This is a genomic window from Enterobacter cloacae complex sp. SHL021 (assembly GCF_049237765.1).
Taxonomy (GTDB): domain Bacteria; phylum Pseudomonadota; class Gammaproteobacteria; order Enterobacterales; family Enterobacteriaceae; genus Enterobacter; species Enterobacter cloacae.
In genome coordinates this window covers 150,843-176,009 of the sequence record NZ_JBMKJG010000004.1, presented here as the reverse complement: position 1 = coordinate 176,009, position 25,167 = coordinate 150,843, and the positions used below count along the sequence as shown (strand labels likewise).

22 protein-coding genes and 7 tRNA genes are annotated in these 25,167 nt (G+C 54.7%); 27 read left to right on the top strand and 2 right to left on the bottom strand.

Annotated elements, in window-relative coordinates:
• Positions 1-4: 4 nt before the first annotated feature.
• The 10 genes from nagC (at position 5) to ACOTZF_RS05600 (ending at position 4,857) form a co-directional block, all read left to right on the top strand.
• Positions 5-1,225: a DNA-binding transcriptional regulator NagC gene (nagC, locus tag ACOTZF_RS05645; RefSeq protein ID WP_129251521.1), complete on the top strand. Its 1,221-nt coding sequence runs from the start codon at positions 5-7 to the stop codon at positions 1,223-1,225.
• Between the two features lie 45 nt (positions 1,226-1,270).
• On the top strand, positions 1,271-2,023 hold the full coding sequence (gene nagD / locus ACOTZF_RS05640) for a ribonucleotide monophosphatase NagD (RefSeq protein WP_013097571.1): 753 nt from the start codon (positions 1,271-1,273) through the stop codon (positions 2,021-2,023).
• A 249-nt stretch (positions 2,024-2,272) separates the two neighbouring features.
• The gene (gene asnB / locus ACOTZF_RS05635; RefSeq protein ID WP_013097572.1) at positions 2,273-3,937 is read left to right on the top strand and encodes an asparagine synthase B; all 1,665 of its coding nucleotides are present in this window, start codon (positions 2,273-2,275) and stop codon (positions 3,935-3,937) included.
• A gap of 227 nt (positions 3,938-4,164) precedes the next feature.
• Positions 4,165-4,241: transfer RNA gene (locus ACOTZF_RS05630), tRNA-Met, on the top strand.
• Positions 4,242-4,249: 8 nt separating this feature from the next.
• Positions 4,250-4,334, top strand: a tRNA-Leu gene (locus ACOTZF_RS05625).
• Between the two features lie 23 nt (positions 4,335-4,357).
• A tRNA-Gln gene (locus ACOTZF_RS05620) sits at positions 4,358-4,432 on the top strand.
• Positions 4,433-4,464: 32 nt separating this feature from the next.
• Positions 4,465-4,539 (top strand) — tRNA-Gln (locus ACOTZF_RS05615).
• Positions 4,540-4,556: 17 nt separating this feature from the next.
• A tRNA-Met gene (locus tag ACOTZF_RS05610) sits at positions 4,557-4,633 on the top strand.
• A gap of 39 nt (positions 4,634-4,672) precedes the next feature.
• Positions 4,673-4,747: transfer RNA gene (locus tag ACOTZF_RS05605), tRNA-Gln, on the top strand.
• A gap of 35 nt (positions 4,748-4,782) precedes the next feature.
• A tRNA-Gln gene (locus ACOTZF_RS05600) sits at positions 4,783-4,857 on the top strand.
• Positions 4,858-4,962: 105 nt separating this feature from the next.
• Here the strand turns inward: ACOTZF_RS05600 and ubiF are convergent.
• A complete protein-coding gene (gene ubiF, locus ACOTZF_RS05595) occupies positions 4,963-6,138 on the bottom strand; it encodes a 3-demethoxyubiquinol 3-hydroxylase (protein ID WP_040020616.1) in 1,176 nt (391 codons plus the stop codon).
• Between the two features lie 135 nt (positions 6,139-6,273).
• On the opposite strand from ubiF, the gene miaB reads away from it, so the two are divergent.
• The 10 genes from miaB to rihA all read left to right on the top strand — a co-directional run bounded on the left by miaB (position 6,274) and on the right by rihA (position 16,547).
• Positions 6,274-7,698 carry a tRNA (N6-isopentenyl adenosine(37)-C2)-methylthiotransferase MiaB gene (miaB, locus tag ACOTZF_RS05590; protein ID WP_013097574.1) on the top strand — a complete coding sequence of 475 codons (1,425 nt, stop codon included), beginning with the start codon at positions 6,274-6,276 and terminating at the stop codon, positions 7,696-7,698.
• A 163-nt stretch (positions 7,699-7,861) separates the two neighbouring features.
• Entirely contained in the window at positions 7,862-8,908 is a 1,047-nt protein-coding gene (locus ACOTZF_RS05585) for a PhoH family protein (RefSeq protein WP_129317926.1), read from the top strand.
• Positions 8,905-9,372: an rRNA maturation RNase YbeY gene (gene ybeY, locus ACOTZF_RS05580; RefSeq protein ID WP_003858677.1), complete on the top strand. Its 468-nt coding sequence runs from the start codon at positions 8,905-8,907 to the stop codon at positions 9,370-9,372. Before ACOTZF_RS05585 ends, ybeY begins: the two co-directional genes overlap by 4 nt.
• 89 nt (positions 9,373-9,461) lie before the next feature.
• Positions 9,462-10,340, top strand: coding sequence for a CNNM family magnesium/cobalt transport protein CorC (gene corC / locus ACOTZF_RS05575; RefSeq protein WP_013097576.1), 879 nt, complete (start codon positions 9,462-9,464; stop codon positions 10,338-10,340).
• 5 nt (positions 10,341-10,345) lie between these two features.
• Entirely contained in the window at positions 10,346-11,884 is a 1,539-nt protein-coding gene (lnt, locus tag ACOTZF_RS05570; protein ID WP_038985235.1) for an apolipoprotein N-acyltransferase, read from the top strand.
• Positions 11,885-12,284: 400 nt separating this feature from the next.
• Positions 12,285-13,190, top strand: a complete 906-nt coding sequence (locus tag ACOTZF_RS05565; RefSeq protein ID WP_014883004.1) for an amino acid ABC transporter substrate-binding protein — start codon at positions 12,285-12,287, stop codon at positions 13,188-13,190.
• A gap of 155 nt (positions 13,191-13,345) precedes the next feature.
• Positions 13,346-14,086, top strand: a complete 741-nt coding sequence (locus tag ACOTZF_RS05560) for an amino acid ABC transporter permease (protein ID WP_013097579.1) — start codon at positions 13,346-13,348, stop codon at positions 14,084-14,086.
• Positions 14,086-14,760: a glutamate/aspartate ABC transporter permease GltK gene (gltK, locus tag ACOTZF_RS05555; protein WP_013097580.1), complete on the top strand. Its 675-nt coding sequence runs from the start codon at positions 14,086-14,088 to the stop codon at positions 14,758-14,760. The genes ACOTZF_RS05560 and gltK overlap by 1 nt, the downstream gene beginning before the upstream one ends.
• Positions 14,760-15,485: an amino acid ABC transporter ATP-binding protein gene (locus ACOTZF_RS05550; RefSeq protein ID WP_014831084.1), complete on the top strand. Its 726-nt coding sequence runs from the start codon at positions 14,760-14,762 to the stop codon at positions 15,483-15,485. The genes gltK and ACOTZF_RS05550 overlap by 1 nt, the downstream gene beginning before the upstream one ends.
• Positions 15,486-15,605: 120 nt before the next feature.
• Positions 15,606-16,547: a pyrimidine-specific ribonucleoside hydrolase RihA gene (gene rihA, locus ACOTZF_RS05545; RefSeq protein WP_038985238.1), complete on the top strand. Its 942-nt coding sequence runs from the start codon at positions 15,606-15,608 to the stop codon at positions 16,545-16,547.
• Positions 16,548-16,626: 79 nt separating this feature from the next.
• Here rihA and ACOTZF_RS05540 read toward each other — a convergent pair whose 3' ends face one another.
• Entirely contained in the window at positions 16,627-17,109 is a 483-nt protein-coding gene (locus tag ACOTZF_RS05540; RefSeq protein ID WP_014831082.1) for a zinc ribbon-containing protein, read from the bottom strand.
• A gap of 214 nt (positions 17,110-17,323) precedes the next feature.
• Between ACOTZF_RS05540 and leuS the strand changes: the two genes are divergently transcribed.
• The 7 genes from leuS (at position 17,324) to mrdA (ending at position 25,166) form a co-directional block, all read left to right on the top strand.
• On the top strand, positions 17,324-19,906 hold the full coding sequence (gene leuS / locus ACOTZF_RS05535; protein WP_421636052.1) for a leucine--tRNA ligase: 2,583 nt from the start codon (positions 17,324-17,326) through the stop codon (positions 19,904-19,906).
• A 14-nt stretch (positions 19,907-19,920) separates the two neighbouring features.
• The gene (gene lptE / locus ACOTZF_RS05530; RefSeq protein WP_421636051.1) at positions 19,921-20,490 is read left to right on the top strand and encodes an LPS assembly lipoprotein LptE; all 570 of its coding nucleotides are present in this window, start codon (positions 19,921-19,923) and stop codon (positions 20,488-20,490) included.
• Positions 20,490-21,521 carry a DNA polymerase III subunit delta gene (gene holA, locus ACOTZF_RS05525; protein WP_045902312.1) on the top strand — a complete coding sequence of 344 codons (1,032 nt, stop codon included), beginning with the start codon at positions 20,490-20,492 and terminating at the stop codon, positions 21,519-21,521. The genes lptE and holA overlap by 1 nt, the downstream gene beginning before the upstream one ends.
• Positions 21,514-22,179: a nicotinate-nucleotide adenylyltransferase gene (gene nadD, locus ACOTZF_RS05520; protein WP_020685664.1), complete on the top strand. Its 666-nt coding sequence runs from the start codon at positions 21,514-21,516 to the stop codon at positions 22,177-22,179. Before holA ends, nadD begins: the two co-directional genes overlap by 8 nt.
• Positions 22,180-22,447: 268 nt before the next feature.
• Positions 22,448-22,765, top strand: coding sequence for a ribosome silencing factor (gene rsfS, locus ACOTZF_RS05515; protein ID WP_003858696.1), 318 nt, complete (start codon positions 22,448-22,450; stop codon positions 22,763-22,765).
• 3 nt (positions 22,766-22,768) lie between these two features.
• Positions 22,769-23,236, top strand: coding sequence for a 23S rRNA (pseudouridine(1915)-N(3))-methyltransferase RlmH (gene rlmH, locus ACOTZF_RS05510; RefSeq protein ID WP_003858701.1), 468 nt, complete (start codon positions 22,769-22,771; stop codon positions 23,234-23,236).
• A 28-nt stretch (positions 23,237-23,264) separates the two neighbouring features.
• On the top strand, positions 23,265-25,166 hold the full coding sequence (gene mrdA, locus ACOTZF_RS05505) for a peptidoglycan DD-transpeptidase MrdA (RefSeq protein ID WP_013097589.1): 1,902 nt from the start codon (positions 23,265-23,267) through the stop codon (positions 25,164-25,166).
• The last annotated feature ends 1 nt before the right edge of the window (position 25,167 follow it).

The following is a 25,167-nucleotide window of genomic DNA, read 5'->3' as shown; positions in this document are numbered from 1 at the left end:
AAGTATGACACCAGGCGGACAAGCTCAAATCGGTAATGTCGATCTCGTTAAACAGCTTAACAGCGCGGCGGTATATCGCCTGATTGACCAACACGGGCCAATCTCACGTATTCAGATAGCCGAACAAAGCCAGCTTGCTCCCGCCAGCGTGACAAAAATTACACGTCAGCTTATTGAGCGCGGCCTGATCAAAGAAGTCGATCAGCAGGCCTCCACCGGGGGCCGCCGCGCAATTTCCATCATCACCGAAACCCGCAATTTTCAGGCCATTGGCGTTCGTCTTGGTCGCCATGACACCACCCTGACGCTTTACGATCTGAGCAGTAAAGCCATTGCCGAAGAGCACTACCCTCTTCCGGAGCGCACCCAGGAGACACTGGAGCACGCGCTGCTCAATACCATCGCGCACTTTATCGAAATCTGTCAGCGCAAGATCCGCGAGCTCATCGCCATTTCGGTGATCCTGCCCGGGCTGGTTGATCCGGAAAGCGGTGTCATTCGTTATATGCCACATATCCCGGTCGAGAACTGGGCGCTGGTGGAGGCGCTGGAAAAGCGCTTTAAAGTGACCTGCTTTGTGGGTCACGACATCCGCTCGCTGGCGCTGGCCGAGCACTACTTTGGTGCGAGTCAGGACTGTGAAGACTCTATTCTGGTGCGTGTTCACCGCGGTACCGGGGCGGGCATTATCTCCAACGGACGTATCTTTATTGGCCGTAACGGCAATGTGGGCGAGATTGGTCATATCCAGGTGGAACCGCTTGGCGAGCGCTGCCACTGCGGTAATTTTGGCTGTCTTGAAACGGTTGCCGCCAACGCGGCCATTGAGCATCGCGTCCGTCATCTGCTGGAACAAGGCTACCAGAGCCGCGTGACGCTGGATGATTGTAAAATCGGCGCCATCTGCAAAGCCGCCAATAAAGGCGATGCGCTGGCCTGCGAAGTGATCGAACAGGTCGGGCGCCACCTCGGCAAAACCATTGCCATTGCCATCAACCTTTTTAATCCACAAAAAGTGGTGATTGCAGGTGAAATCGTCGAGGCGGAAAAAGTGTTACTGCCCGCGATTGAAGGCTGCATTAACACCCAGGCGTTGAAAGCGTTTCGTCAGAATTTACCGGTCGTGCGTTCGACGCTGGATCACCGCTCTGCGATTGGCGCGTTTGCGCTGGTCAAACGCGCCATGCTCAACGGGATCCTGTTGCAGCATTTGCTGGAAAGCTAATCGGGACTTATAGTAACGCCTTCTTTTTTTGATGTCGGATTGTTCATGACCATTAAGAATGTAATTTGTGATATTGACGGCGTGCTGATGCACGACAACGTCGCCGTGCCAGGTGCTGCGGAGTTTCTACACCGCATCATCGACAAAGGAATGCCGCTGGTTCTTCTCACGAACTACCCTTCCCAAACCGGTCAGGATCTGGCGAACCGTTTTGCCACTGCGGGCATTAACGTACCGGACAGCGTGTTTTATACCTCCGCAATGGCGACGGCAGATTTTTTGAAGCGTCAGGAAGGGAAAAAAGCCTACGTGGTCGGTGAAGGTGCGCTGATCCACGAGCTATATAAAGCAGGCTTTACCATTACCGATGTGAACCCGGACTTTGTGATCGTCGGCGAAACGCGCTCGTTTAACTGGGAGATGATGCATAAGGCCGCCTACTTTGTCGCCAGCGGCGCGCGCTTTATCGCCACCAACCCGGATACGCACGGCCGTGGTTTCTATCCGGCCTGCGGCGCACTGTGCGCCGGTATCGAAAAAATCTCCGGTCGTAAGCCGTTTGTGGTCGGTAAACCGAGCCCGTGGATCATTCGTGCCGCGCTGAACACGATGCAGGCCCACTCTGAAGAGACGGTGATTGTCGGTGATAACCTGCGCACCGATATTCTGGCCGGTTTCCAGGCGGGTCTGGAGACCATTCTGGTGCTCTCCGGTGTCTCTCAACTTGATGACATTGATTCGATGCCGTTCCGGCCGAGCTGGATCTACCCCTCCGTCGACGAGATTGACATTATCTGATTCCCAACCACGCCTCAGGGCGTGGTTTTTCATTTATAGCCCCGTCCAATAAAATCACATCTAACAAAAACGCCAATTCATTGAATAATCATCAATAAAACTGTTCATGACATACTCTTTTTTCAACATTCCGCAATCACCATTGCACTATTTTCGTTTAACCCGGTAAAACCCTTGCGCGCTCTTCTCCTTTGCGGCATTTTCATAAGCAAGCAACATTACAAAGCAACAGGGTTAACGGAGAAGGTTATGTGTTCAATTTTTGGCGTACTGGATATTAAAACTGACGCGGGCGAACTGCGTAAAAAAGCACTCGAGCTGTCCCGCCTGATGCGCCATCGCGGCCCGGACTGGTCCGGTATTTACGCCAGTGACAAAGCAATTCTGGCTCACGAACGTCTGTCGATTGTAGACGTCAACGCCGGTGCACAGCCGCTGTATAACGAGAAAAAAACACACGCGCTGGCTGTAAACGGTGAAATTTATAACCATCAGGCGCTGCGTGCCGAATATGGCGATCGTTACGCCTTCCAGACCGGCTCTGACTGTGAAGTCATTCTGGCGCTGTATCAGGAGAAAGGCCCTGAGTTCCTGGACGACCTGCAGGGTATGTTTGCATTCGCCCTGTACGACAGCGAAAAAGACGCTTATCTGATCGGCCGCGACCACATTGGTATCATTCCGCTGTATATGGGCCATGATGAACACGGCAACTTCTATGTTGCGTCTGAAATGAAAGCGCTGGTGCCGGTATGCCGCACCATTAAAGAGTTCCCGGCAGGTAGTTACCTGTGGAGCAAAGATGGCGAAATCCGTCAGTACTACCAGCGCGACTGGTTTGACTATGACGCGGTAAAAGACAACGTGACTGACAAAGCCGAGCTGCGTCAGGCGCTGGAAGATTCCGTTAAAAGCCACCTGATGTCAGACGTGCCTTACGGTGTGCTGCTCTCCGGCGGACTGGACTCCTCCGTTATTTCAGCCATTACTAAAAAATTTGCGGCGCGTCGTGTGGAAGATCAGGAGCGTTCAGAAGCCTGGTGGCCGCAGCTGCACTCCTTTGCCGTCGGGCTGGAAGGTGCACCGGATCTGAAAGCCGCGCAGGACGTGGCGAACCACCTCGGCACCGTGCACCATGAAATTCATTTCACCGTGCAGGAAGGTCTGGATGCGATCCGCGACGTGATCTATCACATTGAAACCTATGATGTGACGACTATTCGCGCTTCCACCCCTATGTACCTGATGTCCCGTAAGATTAAAGCAATGGGCATCAAGATGGTGTTGTCAGGCGAAGGCTCTGATGAAGTGTTTGGCGGTTACCTGTACTTCCATAAAGCGCCGAACGCGAAAGAGCTGCATGAAGAGACCGTACGTAAACTGCAGGCGCTGCACATGTTTGACTGCGCACGTGCTAACAAAGCGATGTCCGCATGGGGTGTTGAAGCGCGCGTTCCGTTCCTGGATAAAAAATTCCTCGACGTGGCCATGCGCATTAACCCGCAGGACAAAATGTGCGGCAACGGTAAAATGGAAAAACATATCCTGCGTGAATGTTTTGAATCCTACCTGCCGGCGAGCGTGGCGTGGCGTCAGAAAGAGCAGTTCTCGGATGGCGTTGGCTACAGCTGGATCGACACCCTGAAAGAGGTGGCCGCGAAACAGGTTTCAGACCAACAACTGGAAACAGCAAGCTTCCGCTTCCCGTACAACACGCCAGGCTCTAAAGAAGCGTATCTGTACCGTGAGATCTTCGAAGAGCTGTTCCCGGTACCGAGTGCTGCTGAGTGTGTGCCAGGCGGTCCATCAGTGGCCTGCTCTTCAGCGAAAGCCATTGAATGGGATGAATCTTTCAAAGCTATGAACGATCCATCAGGACGTGCGGTAGGCGTTCACCAGTCTGCCTATAAATAAACACGTATTTGAACATCAGGCCCTGCGGGGCCTGTTTTTATTTGCCTTACATTTCACCGTCTAAAATCGATTAATAACCAATAATTGCCGAATATTCGGTCACGCTGTTCGCAACCTAACCAAACAGTCACATTCCGGCCATTTTCGTTGAAAAAGGTGTTGACGCTGCAAGGGTCTATACGCATAATGCGCCCCGCAACGCCGATAAGGTAACGCGAAAAAAAGATGGCTACGTAGCTCAGTTGGTTAGAGCACATCACTCATAATGATGGGGTCACAGGTTCGAATCCCGTCGTAGCCACCATCTTTTTTGCGGGAGTGGCGAAATTGGTAGACGCACCAGATTTAGGTTCTGGCGCCGCAAGGTGTGCGAGTTCAAGTCTCGCCTCCCGCACCATTCCCAGGTAAGCGTTGCACGGATGGGGTATCGCCAAGCGGTAAGGCACCGGTTTTTGATACCGGCATTCCCTGGTTCGAATCCAGGTACCCCAGCCATATTTCTTCGATCATGCGGTTCTCCGCGGTATTGGGGTATCGCCAAGCGGTAAGGCACCGGTTTTTGATACCGGCATTCCCTGGTTCGAATCCAGGTACCCCAGCCATCGAAGAACGCAGTACTGGCTACGTAGCTCAGTTGGTTAGAGCACATCACTCATAATGATGGGGTCACAGGTTCGAATCCCGTCGTAGCCACCATATTAAGATTATCGATCTGTTTCGGTAATAAAAAATTGTTGGGGTATCGCCAAGCGGTAAGGCACCGGATTCTGATTCCGGCATTCCGAGGTTCGAATCCTCGTACCCCAGCCAATTTAAAAGTCGTTAAGCAGTACGTTTAACGCAATTGGGGTGTCGCCAAGCGGTAAGGCTCTGGTTTCTGATACCAGCATTCCGGGGTTCGAATCCCTGCACCCCAGCCACTTAAAACAAACAAGCCCGCTCTGCGGGCTTTTTTGTTTTTGTACAGAATTGTGCGGCCTGATGCCCTCACCCTGGCCCTCTCCCACGGGGAGAGGGTAAAAGGATTAGAGTCCCAGAGCGTATTTAAGCGCCTGACGCTTCAAGCCGCCAGCGCGTTCCGCCGCCATCAATCCAATGTTTCGCAGAATACGCACCGGGGCCAGATCATTGCTGAAACCGGCATAGAACAGATCCATCCCAGACTGCATGATGAAGTTATCCGCCATACGTCGCGTCTGGTAGCGCTTGAGTACGTGATGGCTTGACCAGGCTTCCGCATGCGCGCGTGCATTGCCCAGCACATCCAGTAAAGCGTCAACGTCACGATACCCGAGGTTCACGCCCTGCCCCGCCAGAGGATGAATGGTGTGCGCCGCATCGCCCACCAGCGCCAGCCCTTCACGGGCATACTGCAGCGCATGGCGACGTGTAAGAGGAAACGCCCCTGCGGCAACCGGCGTGATATGTCCCAGACGGGCCGGGAAGTGTTGCAGAATTTCACGCTGCAACTGCTCCATTGAAAGTCCCTGTAGCTGGCGAATGCGCGCCGGTTTGTCGTACCACACCAGCGATGCCCAGTTATCGAACAGCGGTAAAAAGGCATGCGGACCATTCGGGGTAAAGTGCTGCCAGGTACTCTCTCCCGGCGCATTTTCACACTGAACGGTGATCAGCATACAGGACTGCTCATACTGCCAGGCATGAACACCGATGCCCGCCATCTGTCTGACCTGCGAGTGAGCACCGTCAGCCCCAATGACCAGCTTCACGGCCAGTTCATCGCCGCTGTCGAGAGTCAGCGTGTAGCCGCTATTGTGAAAATGCAGCGCCTTCAGCGACGCAGGAACACGCAGCGTCACCTTCGGATGCGCCTCCAGCGCCTGCCAGAGCGCCCGCTGGAGGACGTTGTTTTCCACCATATAGCCCAGATGCGGCAGCTTCAGCTCGGCGGCATCAAACGCGACGTGGGCATTTTCCCATTCCCAGGTTTCAAGGCGACTGTAAGGGTGAGCCCGCATATCAAGCACCGCCTCCCAGACGCCCAGCCCGCGAAGCAGATCGACAGAGGCCGCGCTGATGGCGGAAATGCGGACATCCGGCTTTGCCGTCGGGTCAAACTCAGCAGGAGCCGCCTGCTCAATAACCGTTACCTCAAATCCCTGCTGCGCCAGCCCCAGCGCCAGCGCGCCGCCGACCATACCGCCGCCGACAACGGCAATTTCGGTGTGTTGGAGTGTCATGGTCACTTTTCCTTATTGGAGAATCCCTTAAGTTTACCGGATTTTTGCGGTCCTGAGACGCATAACCTTCACACTGGTCACAACCCCACCAAAGCATTACAATACACGGCTTGCAATCCTGAGCTGAGCAAGTCGATGACTAAAAAACTCCATATAAAAACCTGGGGCTGTCAGATGAACGAATACGATTCATCCAAGATGGCCGATCTGCTGGATACCACCCACGGATACCAGCTGACTGAAAATGCGAAAGAAGCCGATGTGCTGCTGCTGAATACCTGCTCAATTCGTGAAAAAGCGCAGGAAAAAGTTTTTCACGTTTTAGGTCGCTGGAAACTTCTCAAACGAAAAAATCCGGACCTGATCATCGGTGTGGGTGGATGCGTCGCGTCGCAGGAAGGTAAGCTGATTCGTCAGAGAGCCCCCTATGTGGATATTGTCTTTGGCCCCCAGACCCTGCACCGCCTGCCGGAAATGATCAACAAGGTGCGCGGCGATCGTAGTCCGGTCGTTGATGTCAGCTTCCCGGAGATCGAAAAATTTGACCGTCTGCCCGAGCCGCGTGCGGATGGCCCGACCGCGTTCGTCTCAATCATGGAAGGCTGCAACAAATACTGCACTTATTGCGTGGTGCCTTATACCCGTGGTGAGGAAGTGAGCCGCCCGGCAGACGATATTCTGTTTGAAATCGCGCAGCTTGCCGCACAGGGCGTACGCGAGGTGAACCTGCTGGGGCAGAACGTTAACGCCTGGCGTGGTGAGAACTACGACGGCACCACCGGCAGCTTTGCTGAACTGCTGCGCCTGGTGGCCGCGATTGACGGTATCGACCGTATTCGCTTTACCACCAGCCATCCAATGGAATTCACCGACGATATTATCGACGTTTACCGCGATACGCCGGAGCTGGTGAGCTTCCTGCATTTGCCGATTCAGTGCGGCTCTGACCGCGTGCTGAACCTGATGGGGCGTCCGCATACGGTGCTGGAGTACAAATCCACCATTCGTAAGCTGCGTGAAGCGCGTCCGGATATCCAGATAAGTTCCGACTTTATCGTTGGCTTCCCTGGTGAAACCGCTGACGACTTCGAGCGCACCATGAAGCTCATCGGCGAAGTGAATTTTGACGTCAGCTACAGCTTCATCTTCTCTGCGCGCCCTGGCACACCGGCGGCCGATATGGTTGACGATGTCCCGGAAGAAGAGAAAAAACAGCGTCTGTACATTCTGCAGGAGCGTATCAACCAGCAGGCCAACGCCTGGAGCCGCCGCATGCTCGGCACCGTTCAGCGTATTCTGGTGGAAGGCACCTCCCGTAAGAGCATCATGGAACTCTCAGGCCGTACCGAAAACAACCGCGTGGTGAATTTCGAAGGCACCCCGGACATGATCGGTAAATTTGTGGACGTCGAGATTGTGGAAGTGCTGACCAACTCGCTGCGCGGAAAATTGGTGCGCACCGAAGATGAGATGGGGCTGCGCATTGCGCAATCGCCTGAATCCGTCATTTCCCGCACGCGTAAAGAAAACGATTCTGGCGTTCGGGTTTACCAGCCATAATCCTTCAGGCCTGCCTTCCCGGCAGGCCTTGTATTTCCTCTCAACGTCCCCAATATCTTCCGCAACGCTTGCGCCTTTTTTCCATGGCGTGAATAATTTCGGTAATGACCGTTTTATTACGCCTGAGGGCGCCGGGCCAGTTAACCAATCAAAGAGGAACAGTTTGAACATAGACACGCTTGAAATTAGCCTAACGCCCGCAGACAACGCTCGCCTGCTGAGCCTGTGCGGGCCGTTTGATGACAACATCAAACAACTGGAGCGACGTCTGGGTATCGAAATCAATCGTCGCGATAATCATTTCAAACTCACCGGACGCCCTATCTGCGTCAATGCGGCTGCGGACATCCTGCGTAACCTGTATGTTGATACCGCCCCGATGCGTGGCGAAATTCAGGATATCGAACCGGAACAAATTCACCTCGCCATTAAAGAGGCGCGCGTGCTTGAGCAGAGCGCAGAAAGCGTGCCGGACTATGGCAAAGCCATCAATATCAAGACCAAACGTGGCGTCATTAAGCCGCGTACACCGAACCAGGCGCAGTACATTGCCAACATTCTCGACCATGACATCACCTTCGGCGTAGGTCCGGCGGGTACAGGTAAAACCTATCTGGCCGTCGCCGCTGCGGTTGATGCGCTGGAGCGCCAGGAGATCCGCCGTATTCTGCTGACCCGCCCGGCGGTTGAAGCGGGTGAAAAACTCGGCTTCCTGCCGGGGGACCTGAGTCAGAAGGTGGATCCTTATCTGCGCCCACTGTTCGACGCGCTGTTCGAAATGCTGGGCTTTGAGAAAGTTGAGAAGCTTATTGAGCGTAACGTGATTGAAGTCGCCCCGCTGGCCTACATGCGTGGCCGTACCCTTAACGATGCGTTCATTATTCTGGATGAGAGCCAGAACACCACCATCGAACAGATGAAGATGTTCCTGACGCGTATCGGCTTCAATTCGAAAGCGGTTATCACCGGTGACGTCACCCAGATTGACCTGCCGCGCAGCACCAAATCGGGCCTGCGCCACGCCATCGAAGTGCTGGCTGAGGTGGACGAAATCAGCTTTAACTTCTTCCACAGTGAAGACGTGGTACGCCACCCGGTGGTCGCGCGTATCGTTAACGCCTATGAAGCCTGGGAAGAGGCCGATCAGAAGCGTAAGGCCGAACTGGCCGCAGAACGTAAGCGCGAAGCGCAGGAGCAAGAACAGAAATGAGTCAGGTGATCCTCGATTTACAGCTGGCCTGTGAAGATAATTCCGGCATGCCAGAAGAGGCGCAGTTTCAGAAATGGCTGGATGCTGTTATCCCCCAGTTTCAGGAAGAGTCAGAAGTCACGATTCGCCTGGTGGATGAAGCAGAAAGCCATGAGCTTAACCTGACCTACCGCGGGAAAGATAAGCCAACCAACGTGCTCTCTTTCCCGTTCGAAGCCCCACCGGGTATTGAAATGCCGCTGCTCGGCGATCTGATCATCTGCCGTCAGGTGGTGGAACAGGAAGCCAAAGAGCAGCAAAAGCCGCTCGAGGCCCACTGGGCGCATATGGTCGTCCATGGAAGCCTGCACCTGCTGGGCTACGATCATATTGAAGATGACGAAGCGGAAGAGATGGAGTCCCTTGAGACAGAGATAATGCTTGCTCTGGGCTATGAGGATCCGTACATTGCCGAGAAAGAATAGTCAGACAACCGACTGACTAACATGCCGCCGCGTAAGGAAATAGCGCGGCGGTAAACATTGAACTGACGAGAGAACCCTTAACAAACGCCATGAGCGACGACAATTCACACAGTAGCGACACGACAAACAGTAAAAAGGGATTTTTCTCCCTCATTCTGAGCCAGCTTTTCCATGGTGAGCCCAAAAACCGTGATGAACTGCTGGAGCTGATTCGTGATTCCGGGCAAAACGATCTTATCGACGAAGATACGCGCGAAATGCTCGAAGGGGTAATGGACATCGCCGACCAGCGCGTTCGCGATATCATGATCCCCCGCTCGCAAATGATTACCCTGAAACGTAACCAGAGCCTCGATGAATGCCTCGATGTGATTATCGAATCCGCTCACTCCCGTTTCCCGGTCATCAGCGAAGACAAAGATCACATCGAAGGGATTTTGATGGCCAAAGATCTGCTGCCGTTTATGCGCAGCGATGCCGAAGCCTTCAGCATGGAAAAAGTGTTACGCCAGGCCGTGGTTGTGCCGGAAAGTAAACGTGTGGATCGGATGCTGAAAGAGTTTCGCTCCCAGCGTTACCACATGGCGATTGTAATTGATGAATTTGGCGGCGTGTCAGGCCTTGTCACGATCGAGGATATTCTTGAGCTGATCGTGGGCGAGATCGAAGACGAGTATGACGAAGAAGAAGATATCGACTTCCGTCAGCTTAGCCGCCATACGTGGACCGTTCGCGCTCTGGCCTCCATTGAGGATTTCAACGACGCCTTCGGCACCCACTTCAGCGATGAAGAGGTGGATACCATTGGTGGGCTGGTGATGCAGGCCTTTGGTCATCTTCCTGCCCGCGGCGAAACCGTTGACATCGATGGTTACCAGTTCAAAGTGGCGATGGCCGACAGCCGACGTATTATACAGGTTCATGTCAGAACGCCGGACGACTCACCGGTGCCAAAACTGGAAGATTAATGTAAATGGCATTTGCCCCACTGCTTGAACGCCAGCGCGTCCGTTTGCTGCTGGCGCTGTTACTTGGAGCCAGCGGTACGCTGGCTTTTTCTCCTTACGATATCTGGCCTGCAGCCATTCTCTCCCTGATGGGGTTACAGGGGTTAACCCTGAATCGTCGTCCCGTTCAGGCTGCAGCCATTGGCTACTTCTGGGGGCTGGGGCTGTTTGGATCCGGCATCAACTGGGTCTACGTCAGCATCGCCCAGTTTGGAGGTATGCCGGGGCCGGTTAACGTTTTCCTTGTGGTTCTGCTGGCCGCCTATCTCTCGCTCTACACCGGTCTGTTTGCGGGCATTCTCTCCCGCCTGTGGCCTAAAACCAGCTGGCTGCGCGTTGCCATTGCGGCTCCCGTGGTCTGGCAGATTACCGAGTTTCTGCGCGGCTGGGTGCTGACCGGCTTCCCGTGGCTGCAGTTTGGCTACAGCCAGATTGACGGCCCGCTGAAAGGTCTGGCGCCGGTAATGGGTGTTGAAGCCATTAACTTCCTGCTGATGGTGGTGAGCGGCCTGCTGGTGCTGGCGCTGGTCACGCGTAACTGGAAACCGCTGGTGGTGGCGCTGGTTCTTTTCGCTCTACCCTTCCCGCTGCGTTATATCCAGTGGTATACCCTGATGCCAGAGCGCGCCACACAGGTATCGATGGTGCAGGGAAATATTCCGCAGGCGATGAAGTGGGATGAAAAAGAGCTGCTGAACACGCTAAAAATTTACGCCAACGCCACTGAAGAGGTGATGGGTAAATCACAGCTGATCATCTGGCCTGAATCTGCCATTCCGGATCTGGAAATTAACCAGCAGCCGTTTCTCAACATGATGAACGATCTGCTGCGCGCGCGCGACAGTACGCTGATCACCGGGATTGTGGATGCGCGTCTGAATCAGCAGAACCGCTACGATACCTACAACACCATCATTACGCTCGGCAAAGACAGCGAGTACAGCTACACCTCGACTGACCGGTATAACAAGAATCACCTTGTTCCGTTTGGCGAGTTTGTTCCGCTGGAATCGATTCTGCGTCCGCTGGCACCATTCTTTGACCTGCCAATGTCCTCTTTCAGTCGGGGGCCGTATGTGCAGCCGCAGCTGCATGCACACGGCTTTGCCCTGACGGCGGCCATTTGCTACGAGATCATCCTCGGTGAACAGGTGCGCGATAACTTCCGTCCGGATACGGACTTCCTGCTGACCATCTCTAATGATGCCTGGTTCGGTAAGTCGATTGGTCCGTGGCAGCACTTCCAGATGGCGCGGATGCGTTCACTGGAGCTGGCGCGTCCGCTGTTGCGCAGCACCAACAATGGCATCACCGCCGTGATTGGACCGCGGGGTGAAATTCAGGCCATGATCCCGCAGTTTACGCGCGACGTGTTGACGGCTAAAGTCACGCCGACAAGCGGCCTGACGCCATATGCCCGCACCGGCAACTGGCCGCTGTGGATCCTGACCGCCCTGTTTGGCTTTGGGGCTGTGCTGATGAGCCTTCGTCAGCGTCGTCGCTAATCTTACCTTCTGTTGCCGGGTGGCGCTGACGTTTACCCGGCCTACATTTCGCTTCGTCGGTCGGGTAAGGCGTAGCCGCCACCCGACAGTTCCCTCCCAAATTTCAATTCTGGCACGCCTATTGCTTTGTTTATTCAGGTAAACGCAGTTTGGCTTCGTGTGCAACCTTGTCGCACCAGCATAGTTCACCGGTAGCACCGAAACGGTGCAACGAGAGATTTCTGCCTCGGAATGGTGCGGCGCGCTTCGCAAAAATAAACAATAACGCAGCAAAATCTTTACATTAAGCCAGACTAAATGTTAACAAGCTTGCATAACACTGCACTCGCATAGCGCGAGATATAACAACATCACAATGGGTATCAATGCGTCACTGACGCTGATAAGAAAGGAGTTGGGTATGCAATTACGTAAACTGGCCACAGCAATGCTGGTAATGGGGATGTCCGCAGGCGTTGTACACGCTGAAGATGCGCCGGCAGCCGGCAGCACTCTCGACAAGATTGCCAAAAACGGCGTGATCGTGGTCGGCCACCGTGAATCTTCTGTCCCGTTCTCTTACTACGACAACACGCAAAAAGTCGTGGGCTATTCACAGGACTACTCTAACGCCATCGTTGAGGCCGTGAAGAAAAAGCTGAACAAACCCGACCTGCAGGTAAAACTGATTCCAATCACCTCGCAGAACCGTATCCCACTGCTGCAAAACGGCACCTTCGATTTTGAGTGTGGCTCAACCACCAACAACCTTGAGCGTCAGAAACAGGCCGCCTTCTCCGACACCATCTTTGTGGTGGGGACCCGTCTGCTGACCAAAAAAGGCGGCGACATCAAAGATTTTGCTGACCTGAAAGGCAAAGCCGTTGTTGTGACCTCCGGGACAACCTCAGAAGTGCTGCTGCACAAGCTGAACGACGAGAAGAAAATGGATATGCGCATCATCAGCGCGAAAGACCATGGTGACTCCTTCCGTACGCTGGAAAGTGGCCGTGCCGTCGCGTTTATGATGGATGATGCTCTGCTGGCTGGCGAACGTGCAAAAGCGAAGAAACCGGACAACTGGGATATCGTTGGTACCGCCCAGTCGAAAGAAGCCTACGGCTGTATGCTGCGTAAAGACGATCCGCAGTTTAAGAAGCTGATCGATGACACCATCGCCCAGGTGCAAACCTCCGGTGAAGCGGAAAAATGGTTCGACAAATGGTTCAAGAACCCAATTCCACCCAAAAATCTCAACATGAACTTTGAACTGTCTGACGACATGAAAGCACTGTTCAAATCACCAAATGACAAGGCTCTTAACTAATTAGAACTACAGGGGCAGGATCTCCTGCCCTCTCGATTGTCGGGAAGCATGGACAGACTATACGTTGAGTGGTCGTTCCCCACTCAGCGCGAAAAATGAGCTTCTCACCAATCTTCGAGGGTAGCGCTGCTACCCTTTTTTTTCTGGAGTTTATTATGTCAATAGACTGGAACTGGGGCATATTTCTGCAACAAGCCCCGTTCGGCAACACAACCTATCTTGGCTGGCTGTGGAGCGGCTTTCAGGTTACCGTTGCGTTATCGATAACGGCGTGGATTATTGCGTTCCTTGTCGGTTCACTGTTCGGTATTCTGCGCACCGTCCCTAACCGTTTTCTCTCTTCTATCGGCACGCTGTATGTGGAACTGTTCCGTAACGTTCCGCTGATCGTGCAGTTCTTTACCTGGTATCTGGTCGTTCCTGAACTGCTGCCGGAAAATATTGGCATGTGGTTCAAGTCGGAACTGGATCCTAACGTACAGTTCTTTGTCTCCTCGATGATGTGTCTGGGGCTGTTTACCGCCGCACGCGTGTGCGAGCAGGTACGCGCCGCTATTCAGTCGCTGCCGCGTGGACAAAAGAACGCGGGTCTGGCGATGGGGTTAACGCTACCGCAAACCTACCGCTACGTCCTGCTGCCTAACGCCTACCGCGTCATTGTTCCACCGATGACCTCAGAGATGATGAACCTGGTCAAAAACTCGGCCATCGCCTCCACGATCGGTCTGGTCGATATGGCGGCACAGGCGGGTAAACTGCTGGATTATTCCGCCCACGCGTGGGAATCCTTCACGGCAATTACGCTCGCGTATGTTCTGATTAACGCTTTCATCATGCTGGTGATGAACCTGGTTGAACGCAAAATTCGCCTGCCGGGCAATCTGGGGGGCAAATAATGTACGAATTTGACTGGAGTTCCATTGTTCCTTCCATGCCGTACCTGCTGGATGGCCTGGTGATCACCTTAAAAATCACGGCGATCGCCATCATCGTCGGTATCGTCTGGGGCACCCTGCTGGCGGTAATGCGCCTGTCGAGCTTTAAACCGCTCGCCTGGTTTGCCACTGCCTACGTTAACGTTTTCCGTTCTATTCCGCTGGTAATGGTGCTGCTGTGGTTTTACCTTATTGTTCCCGGATTCCTGCAAAACGTTCTGGGACTGTCACCGAAAACCGATATCCGCCTGATTTCCGCGATGGTTGCGTTCTCCATGTTTGAGGCCGCTTACTATTCCGAGATCATCCGTGCGGGCATACAGAGTATCTCACGCGGGCAGTCCAGCGCGGCGCTGGCGCTGGGGATGACCCACTGGCAGTCCATGCAACTCATTATTCTGCCGCAGGCGTTTCGCGCCATGGTTCCCCTCCTGCTGACCCAGGGCATCGTGCTGTTCCAGGATACCTCTCTGGTATATGTCCTGAGCCTGGCAGACTTCTTCCGTACTGCGTCCACCATCGGTGAGCGCGATGGTACGCAGGTTGAGATGGTGCTCTTCGCAGGTGCGGTCTATTTTGTGATTAGTTTAAGCGCGTCGCTGTTGGTCAGTTGGCTGAAGAAAAGGACGGTATAATGATTTCCCTGAAAAATGTTTCTAAATGGTATGGGCACTTTCAGGTGCTGACCGACTGCTCCACCGAAGTCAAAAAAGGTGATGTGGTGGTAGTGTGCGGGCCGTCCGGTTCCGGTAAATCGACGCTGATCAAAACGGTTAATGGTCTGGAGCCTGTGCAGCAGGGTGAAATTGTTGTTAACGGCACCAAAGTGAACGACAAGAAAACCAACCTTGCCCAGCTTCGCTCCCACGTGGGGATGGTGTTCCAGCATTTTGAACTGTTCCCTCACCTCTCCATCATCGAGAACCTGACGCTGGCGCAGGTGAAAGTGCTTAAGCGTGACAAAAAAGCGGCGCGTGAGAAAGGGCTGAAGCTTCTGGATCGCGTGGGGCTTTCTGCGCACGCCGATAAGTTCCCGGCACAGCTTTCCGGCGGCCAACAGCAGCGTGTGGCGATTGCTCGCGCACTGTGTATGGATCCGGTGGCAATGCTGTTCGACGAACCGACCTCCGCACTCGATCCCGAAATGATCAACGAAGTGCTGGACGTCATGGTTGAACTGGCCCACGAAGGGATGACCATGATGGTGGTGACCCACGAAATGGGCTTCGCCCGCAAAGTGGCAAACCGCGTGATCTTTATGGATGAAGGCAAGATCGTTGAAGACTCGCCGAAAGAAGAGTTCTTCGCCAACCCGAAATCCGAACGCGCTAAAGACTTCCTGGCCAAAATCCTGCATTAATCTTCTCAGTGCGCAATCTGCGGATTGCGCACTGTCTCACGCTTTCACGCTCTGCTTCTCGTCGGCGTCACATTGCAGCGTTAACCTTGTCACAAAATAACGCTACGTATGGAGAACGCTATGGCACAGCCTATTATTCTCGATTGCGATCCGGGTCATGATGACGCGATTGCCCTCGTCCTTGCACTTGCCTCCCCTGAACTTGAAGTCAAAGCTGTCACCTCATCTGCCGGCAACCAGACGCCGGATAAAACCCTGCGCAACGTCCTGCGTATGCTGACCTTGCTAAAGCGCACCGATATTCCTGTGGCCGGTGGCGCGGTCAAACCGCTGATGCGTGAATTGATCATTGCCGACAACGTACACGGAGAAAGCGGCCTGGACGGCCCGGCGCTGCCGGAACCGGGTTTCGCCCCGCAATCCTGTACCGCCGTGGAGCTGATGGCAAAGGTACTACGCGAGAGTGCCGAACCCGTCACGCTGGTAGCAACGGGCCCGCAAACCAACGTTGCGCTGCTGCTGAACAGCCATCCTGAACTGCACAGCAAAATTGCCCGTATCGTGATTATGGGCGGAGCCATGGGGCTGGGTAACTGGACGCCTGCGGCGGAGTTCAACATCTTTGTCGACCCGGAAGCGGCGGAGATCGTCTTCCAGTCGGGCTTGCCGATTGTGATGGCCGGGCTGGATGTTACCCACCGGGCGCAGATTATGGCGAATGACATCGAGCGTTTTCGTGCGATTGGCAACCCGGTTGCCACGACCGTGGCCGAGTTGCTCGACTTCTTTATGGAATATCACAAAGCCGAGAAATGGGGATTCCACGGCGCGCCGCTGCATGACCCGTGCACCATTGCCTGGCTGCTGAAGCCTGAGATATTTACCACGGTAGAGCGCTGGGTTGGTGTGGAGACCCAGGGGAAATACACCCAGGGGATGACGGTGGTGGATTACTATTCGCTGACGGGCAATAAACCGAATACCACGCTAATGGTGGATATCGATCGGCAGGCGTTTGTGGATTTGCTGGCGGAGAGGCTGGCTTACTATAGTGCGGCCTGATGCCCTCACCCCAACCCTCTCCCACGGGGAGAGGGAGCAAACACTAAAAACGGCAACGTGGTTGCCGTTTTGCTTTTACCTAGGGCTCAAACGGCCGACGCTGGAACTGATCGTGCCCGCACTTCGGACAGAGTGACAGCACCTCCGGTGTATAAACGGCAATATGGTGATGGCATTTCTCACAGACCAGATTTCCCAGCCCCACCACTTCGCCGCTGTGATACACGCCGTGATGATTCAGATCCTGAAAGACTTCACGCCACTCCAGCTGTGTTTTATCGGTAATATCCGCCAGCTCCTGCCAGAGGCTCTCCTTGATCACCCGCATAAATACGCTGTCGGTCACCTCGTCCTGGCTCTCCTGGTAACTGCGCGCGAACTCTTCGAGGTCACGACGCACGGCGCGCGTCACCTCTTCCACTTCGGTTCGCGTTAACTCACCCGTTTGCGTCACGCGCGCACGCGCCTGTTCCACCAGCGCGTCGATATCACGCTCGCCGTTACGCAGCCGTTCCGTCAGTGTTGCCACCAGTTCGCGGTAAAATTGAGCAACCTTGTTCATCATTTTGCCTCCCGGGTAAGTAACTATTTCTAATAATAGACCTTATTTCATCGCCGCTTTGTCAGGTGAACCACAGACCCGGTAAATTCCTGCAAAGCGCATTTGTGCGAAAGGCTGTTTTGACGCGGACGTTTGGGCTATGCTATGCGGATCTGAAATACCACATCCATTGGCTACATTTGTAGCTGTATTGAAAACAGGACCACTGGCTGCCATGCAAGAGCAATACCGCCCGGAAGAGATAGAATCAAAAGTCCAGCAACACTGGGACGAGAAGCGTACCTTTGAAGTAACCGAAGACGAGAGCAAAGAGAAGTATTACTGCCTGTCGATGCTTCCCTATCCTTCTGGTCGACTACACATGGGCCACGTGCGTAACTACACCATCGGTGATGTGATTGCACGCTACCAGCGTATGCTGGGCAAAAACGTGCTGCAGCCAATCGGCTGGGATGCATTCGGTCTGCCTGCAGAAGGCGCGGCGGTCAAAAACAATACGGCGCCAGCGCCGTGGACGTACGACAACATCGCGTACATGAAAAACCAGCTCAAAATGCTGGGCTTTGGCTATGACTGGAGCCGCGAGCTGGCGACCTGTACCCCGGAATACTATCGCTGGGAACAGAAGTTCTTCACCGAGCTGTACAAAAAAGGCCTGGTCTATAAGAAGACGTCTGCCGTTAACTGGTGCCCGAACGACCAGACCGTTCTCGCGAACGAACAGGTTATCGACGGCTGCTGCTGGCGCTGCGACACCAAAGTTGAGCGTAAAGAGATCCCACAGTGGTTTATCAAAATCACCGCTTACGCTGACGAACTGCTGAACGATCTGGACACGCTGGACCACTGGCCGGATACCGTTAAGACCATGCAGCGCAACTGGATCGGCCGTTCTGAAGGCGTGGAGATCACCTTCAACGTTGAGAACTACGATCAGACTCTGACCGTCTACACCACCCGTCCTGATACCTTCATGGGCGCGACCTATCTGGCCGTGGCCGCAGGTCACCCGCTGGCGCAGAAAGCTGCCGAAAATAACCCAGAGCTGGCTACCTTTATCGACGAATGCCGCAACACGAAAGTGGCAGAAGCCGACATGGCGACCATGGAGAAGAAAGGCGTTGCCACGGGCTTCTATGCGAAGCACCCACTGACTGGCGAAGCGATTCCGGTCTGGGCAGCAAACTTCGTGCTGATGGAATACGGTACCGGTGCCGTGATGGCTGTTCCGGGTCACGACCAGCGCGACTATGAATTTGCCACCAAATACAACCTGCCGATCAAAGCCGTTATTCTGGCGGCTGACGGCTCTGAACCTGACCTGTCTGAGCAAGCACTGACGGAAAAAGGCACGCTGTTTAACTCTGGTGAGTTCAGCGGCCTGAGCTTCGAAGAGGGTTTCAACGCCATCGCCGACAAACTGGCATCGCTGGGTGTGGGCGAGCGTAAAGTGAACTACCGCCTGCGCGACTGGGGCGTTTCCCGTCAGCGTTACTGGGGTGCGCCAATCCCGATGGTCACGCTGGAAGACGGCACCGTAATGCCAACCCCTGAAGATCAGCTCCCGGTTATCCTGCCGGAAGATGTGGTCATGGATGGCATCACCAGCCCGATCAAAGCCAATCCTGAGTGGGCAAAAACCACCGTTAACGGTCAGCCTGCGCTGCGTGAAACCGACACCTTTGACACCTTTATGGAGTCTTCCTGGTACTACGCCCGCTACACCTGCCCGCAGTATCAGGAAGGGATGCTGGATTCCGACGCGGCAAACTACTGGCTGCCGGTAGACATCTACATCGGTGGTATTGAACATGCCATCATGCACCTGCTCTACTTCCGCTTCTTCCACAAGCTGATGCGTGACGCAGGCATGGTGAACTCTGACGAGCCAGCGAAACAGCTGCTGTGTCAGGGCATGGTACTGGCAGATGCGTTCTACTATGTGGGTGCGAACGGCGAACGTAACTGGGTCTCTCCGGTTGATGCGATTGTTGAGCGCGACGAGAAAGGCCGTATCGTGAAGGCGAAAGACGCCGAAGGTCATGAACTGGTGTATACCGGCATGAGCAAGATGTCCAAGTCCAAAAACAACGGCATCGACCCGCAGGTGATGGTTGAGCGCTACGGCGCGGATACCGTGCGTCTGTTCATGATGTTTGCCTCTCCGGCAGACATGACCCTGGAGTGGCAGGAGTCCGGTGTTGAAGGGGCGAACCGCTTCCTGAAACGCGTCTGGAAACTGGTTTACGAACACACCGCTCAGGGCGACGCACCAGCACTGAACGTTGCTGCCCTGACTGAAGATCAGCAGGCGCTGCGTCGTGATGTTCATAAAACGATTGCAAAAGTGACCGATGATATTGGTCGTCGTCAGACCTTCAATACCGCAATTGCGGCTATTATGGAACTGATGAACAAGCTGGCGAAAGCACCGCAGGAAGGCGAGCAGGATCGTGCCTTAATGCGTGAAGCACTGTTGGCCGTCGTGCGCATGTTGAACCCGTTCACCCCGCATGTCAGCTTCACCCTGTGGCAGGAGCTGAAAGGCGAAGGCGATATCGACAACGCGCCGTGGCCGGTTGCTGATGAATCCGCCATGGTGGAAAACACCACGCTGGTGGTGGTACAGGTCAACGGTAAAGTACGCGGTAAAATTACCGTCGCCGTTGATGCAACCGAAGAACAGGTTCGTGAGCGTGCTGGCCAGGAACATCTGGTGGCGAAATATCTTGAGGGCGTTACCGTACGTAAAGTGATCTACGTACCGGGTAAACTGCTGAATCTGGTCGTTGGCTAAGCGCGGGAGGAAACGTGCGACAACTGGCAACAATACTCTTATCTCTGGCGGTGCTGGTCACCGCGGGGTGTGGCTGGCACCTGCGCAATACCACGGCGGTGCCCGCTGAGATGAAAACGATGATTTTCGACTCAGGGGATCCGAATGGTCTACTCAGCCGGGCAGTGCGTAACCAGCTGCGTTTGAACGATGTTCAACTGATCGAAAAAGGCACCCTGCGCCAGGATGTACCGTCATTACGTATCTTAAGCTCATCGCTGGCTAAAGATACCGCGTCGATCTTCCAGGATGGACGTACTGCGGAATATCAAATGGTGCTGACGGTGAACGCGGCAGTATTGATCCCGGGTAAAGACATTTTCCCTATCAATACCAAAGTGTACCGCTCGTTCTTTGATAACCCGCAAACGGCGCTGGCAAAAGATGCTGAGCAGCAGATTATCATTAACGAAATGTACGACAAGGCCGCAGAACAGCTGATCCGTAAGCTGCCAGGCATTGCCGCAACGACAAGACAGGGTTCTGACATCATCGACAAACCGGATGCCAACACGCCTCCTGTTTCTACCTCCATGGGTAACTGATGATCAGGCTGTATCCTGAACAACTCCGCGCGCAGCTCAATGAAGGGCTGCGCGCGGCGTATCTGCTACTGGGTAACGACCCGCTCTTGCTTCAGGAAAGCCTGGATGCCGTGCGACATGCCGCCGCCGCTCAGGGCTTTGATGAACACCACACCGTCCAGTTGGATAACAATACCGACTGGAATGCCCTCTTCTCCCTTTGCCAGGCGATGAGTCTCTTTGCATCACGCCAGACCATCCAGATCCTGCTGCCAGAGAATGGTCCGAACGCGGCCATCAATGAACAACTGGCGACGCTGGTCAGCCTGTTGCACAGCGATCTGCTGTTAATCGTGCGTGGCAACAAGCTCACCAAAGCGCAGGAAAACGCCGCGTGGTTTACCCAACTCGCCACTCATGCCGTGCTGGTCACCTGCCAGACGCCTGAGCAGACCCATCTGCCGAAATGGGTGGCGGCAAGAGCGAAGCAGAATAACCTGCAACTGGACGACGCAGCGAATCAGCTGCTGTGCTACTGCTATGAAGGCAACCTGCTGGCGTTGGCCCAGGCGCTGGACCGGCTCGCCCTCCTCTGGCCCGATGGCAAGCTGACTCTGCCGCGCGTGGAGCAGGCGGTTAACGACGCTGCACACTTCACGCCGTTCCACTGGGTTGATGCGCTGCTGATGGCAAAGAGCAAACGTGCCCTGCATATTTTGCAGCAGCTACGCCTTGAGGGTAGCGAACCGGTTATATTGCTGCGTACGCTGCAGCGTGAACTGCTGCTGCTCATCACGCTCAAGCGCCAGTCTGCTCATACGCCATTGCGTTCGTTGTTCGACAAACACCGTGTCTGGCAAAACCGTCGGGCGATGACCACCGAGGCCATTAATCGTCTGAGCCATGAACAGCTGCGCCAGGCGGTACAGCTTTTGATGCGCGCAGAGCTCACGTTAAAACAAGATTACGGCCAGTCCGTCTGGGCGGAACTGGAAAGCCTTTCTCTGCTGCTCTGCCACAAGGCGCTGGCAGATGTATTTATCGATGGATAGCATGCACTCTCTACAGGCCCTGTACGGTGGCACCTTTGATCCGGTTCATTACGGTCATCTGAAACCGGTTGAAATTCTGGCGAATCTGATTGGTCTTCAGCGCGTGATTATCATGCCCAATAACGTTCCGCCACATCGGCCTCAGCCTGAGGCCACCAGCGAGCAGCGAAAAGAGATGCTCGCCCTGGCCATTGCGGATAAACCGCTCTTCAGCCTGGACGAGCGTGAACTCCGTCGCGACACCCCGTCCTGGACCTCGCAAACGCTACAGGAGTGGCGGGCCGAACAGGGGCCGGACAAACCGCTGGCCTTTATCATCGGCCAGGATTCTCTGCTCAACTTCCCCACCTGGCACCAGTATGAAACCATTCTGGAGAACAGCCATCTCCTCGTCTGCCGCCGTCCGGGCTATCCGCTGACCATGCGTGAAGAACAGTATCAGCAGTGGCTGGAGGCTCATCTGACCGACAATGTGGAAGATCTGCATAATCAACCTGCCGGGAAGATCTATCTGGCGGAGACGCCGTGGTTTGATATTTCTGCGACAATCATTCGCGACCGGCTTCAGCACGGTTTAGCCTGTGACGATCTCCTGCCATCGTCAGTGCTGGACTATATCCACGCGCACGGGTTGTATCAGAAAAGCGCAGACGCATAATCCGGGCGCACAAAAAGCGCCTTATTGATTATCCTGCCTTGACAGAGTAAGCCATACTGTTATCCTCCGCTGCCAGACTTTCCCGCCGCTCATTGCTTTACAGAAATTGTTTTACAAAAATGGCGATGCAATCTCCGGCGGAGGGTGGGATGATACCCGCCTTCAAAAGCCCGGCCGGTGACATTTGTCCCGACAGGGGCGTCAGTTCAGGTATACTGTCTGGCTACGAATTCATAGTTGCACAATCTCATTCACCCAGGGGGAAAACTTGCAGGGTAAAGCACTCCAGGATTTTGTTATCGACAAAATTGATGACCTGAAAGGTCAGGACATCATCGCTATCGACGTTAAGGGTAAATCCAGCATCACCGACTGCATGATCATCTGCACCGGTACGTCTACTCGCCATGTGGTTTCAATTGCCGATCATGTTGTGCAGGAATCACGTGCAGCAGGGCTGTTACCGCTCGGTGTTGAAGGTGAAGCGACCGCTGACTGGGTGGTTGTCGATCTTGGCGATGTGATTGTCCACGTCATGCAGGAAGAGAGCCGTCGCCTGTATGAGCTGGAAAAACTCTGGGGTTAATGCGTGAAGTTGCAGCTGGTCGCCGTCGGCACCAAAATGCCGGACTGGGTACAAACCGGTTTTACTGAATATCTGCGTCGTTTCCCTAAAGATATGCCGTTCGAGCTGGTGGAGATCCCCGCCGGAAAGCGCGGCAAGAACGCGGATATTAAACGCATTCTTGATAAAGAGGGAGAACTGATGCTGGCTGCCGCAGGCAAAAACCGCATCGTGACCCTCGATATTCCAGGCAAGCCCTGGGATACGCCGCAGCTGGCGCACGAACTGGAGCGCTGGAAGCAGGATGGTCGTGACGTCAGTCTGTTGATTGGCGGGCCTGAAGGGTTGTCCCCTGCCTGTAAAGCGGCGGCAGAACAAAGTTGGTCTCTCTCCGCGCTGACGCTTCCCCACCCGCTCGTTCGGGTACTGGTGGCAGAAAGCCTGTACCGCGCGTGGAGCATTACTACCAACCACCCCTATCACCGCGAGTAATGACTGACCAGGGTAGATTAAGCAGCGGATGAAACTACAGAATTCTTTTCGCGACTATACGGCTGAGTCCGCGCTGTTTGTGCGCCGGGCGCTGGTCGCCTTTACGGGGATTTTGCTGCTTACCGGCGTGCTGATCGCCAACCTTTATAATCTGCAAATTGTCCGCTATACCGATTACCAGACGCGCTCAAACGAAAACCGCATCAAGCTGGTGCCTATCGCCCCCAGCCGCGGCATTATTTACGACCGTAACGGCACCCCGCTGGCCTTAAACCGCACCATCTACCAGATTGAGATGATGCCGGAAAAAGTCGACAACGTGCAGGATACGCTGGAAGCATTGCGAAGCGTTGTCGATCTTAACGATGACGATATCGCTGCGTTCAAGAAAGAGCGCGCCCGTTCTCACCGCTTTACCTCCATTCCGGTTAAAACCAACCTGACGGAAGTCCAGGTCGCCCGCTTTGCCGTCAACCAGTACCGTTTCCCCGGTGTGGAAGTGAAAGGCTACAAGCGTCGCTACTACCCTTACGGTTCCGCACTGACGCACGTAATCGGCTACGTCTCCAAGATCAACGACAAAGACGTTGAGCGTCTCGATAAAGACGGCAAGCTGGCAAACTACGCCGCGACGCACGATATCGGTAAGCTGGGAATTGAACGCTATTACGAAGATGTCCTGCACGGGCAGACCGGCTATGAAGAGGTGGAAGTTAACAACCGTGGCCGCGTTATTCGTCAGCTGAAAGAGGTGCCGCCGCAGGCAGGACATGACGTCTACCTGACGCTCGACCTGAAACTCCAGCAGTATATTGAAACCTTACTGGCGGGCAGCCGTGCGGCAGTTGTCGTGACCGATCCGCGTACCGGCGGCATACTGGCGATGGTCTCCATGCCAAGCTACGACCCTAACCTCTTTGTCGATGGAATTTCCAGTAAGGACTACTCCGGCCTGCTTAATGACCCGAACACGCCGCTGGTCAACCGCGCCACGCAGGGGGTCTATCCGCCGGCGTCCACGGTGAAACCTTACGTCGCCGTCTCGGCGCTGAGCGCGGGTGTCATCAATCGCAACACCAGCCTGTTTGACCCGGGCTGGTGGCAGTTACCGGGTTCAGAGAAACGCTATCGCGACTGGAAAAAATGGGGCCACGGTCATCTGAACGTGACGAAATCGCTGGAAGAGTCTGCGGATACCTTCTTCTATCAGGTGGCCTACGACATGGGTATTGACCGCCTGTCAGAGTGGATGAGCAAATTTGGCTACGGCCATTACACCGGGGTCGATCTCGCCGAAGAACGCTCCGGCAACATGCCAACCCGCGAGTGGAAGCTAAAGCGCTTTAAGAAACCGTGGTACCAGGGTGATACCATTCCGGTAGGTATCGGCCAGGGCTACTGGACCGCAACCCCGCTGCAGATGAACAAAGCGATGATGATCCTCATCAACGACGGCGTGGTGAAAGTCCCGCACCTGCTGCAAAGTACCGTTGAAGAGGGCAAAAAAGTGCCGTGGATCCAGCCGCATGAACCGCCAGTGGGGGATATTCACTCCGGCTTCTGGGAGATCGCCAAAGACGGGATGTACGGGGTGGCAAACCGCCCGAACGGTACCGCGCATAAGTATTTCGCCGGAGCGCCGTATAAAGTGGCCGCCAAATCCGGTACGGCGCAGGTCTTCGGCCTGAAGGCCAACGAAACCTATAACGCGCACCGCATTGCCGAACGACTGCGTGACCATAAGCTCATGACGGCATTTGCACCCTATGATAACCCGCAGGTGGCGGTGGCAATGATTCTGGAAAACGGCGGCGCAGGGCCAGCCGTGGGCACCATCATGCGCCAAATCCTCGACCACATCATGCTGGGTGATAACAACACCGAACTGCCGGCTGAAAACCCGGCGGCCGCTGCGGCGGAGGACCAATAAT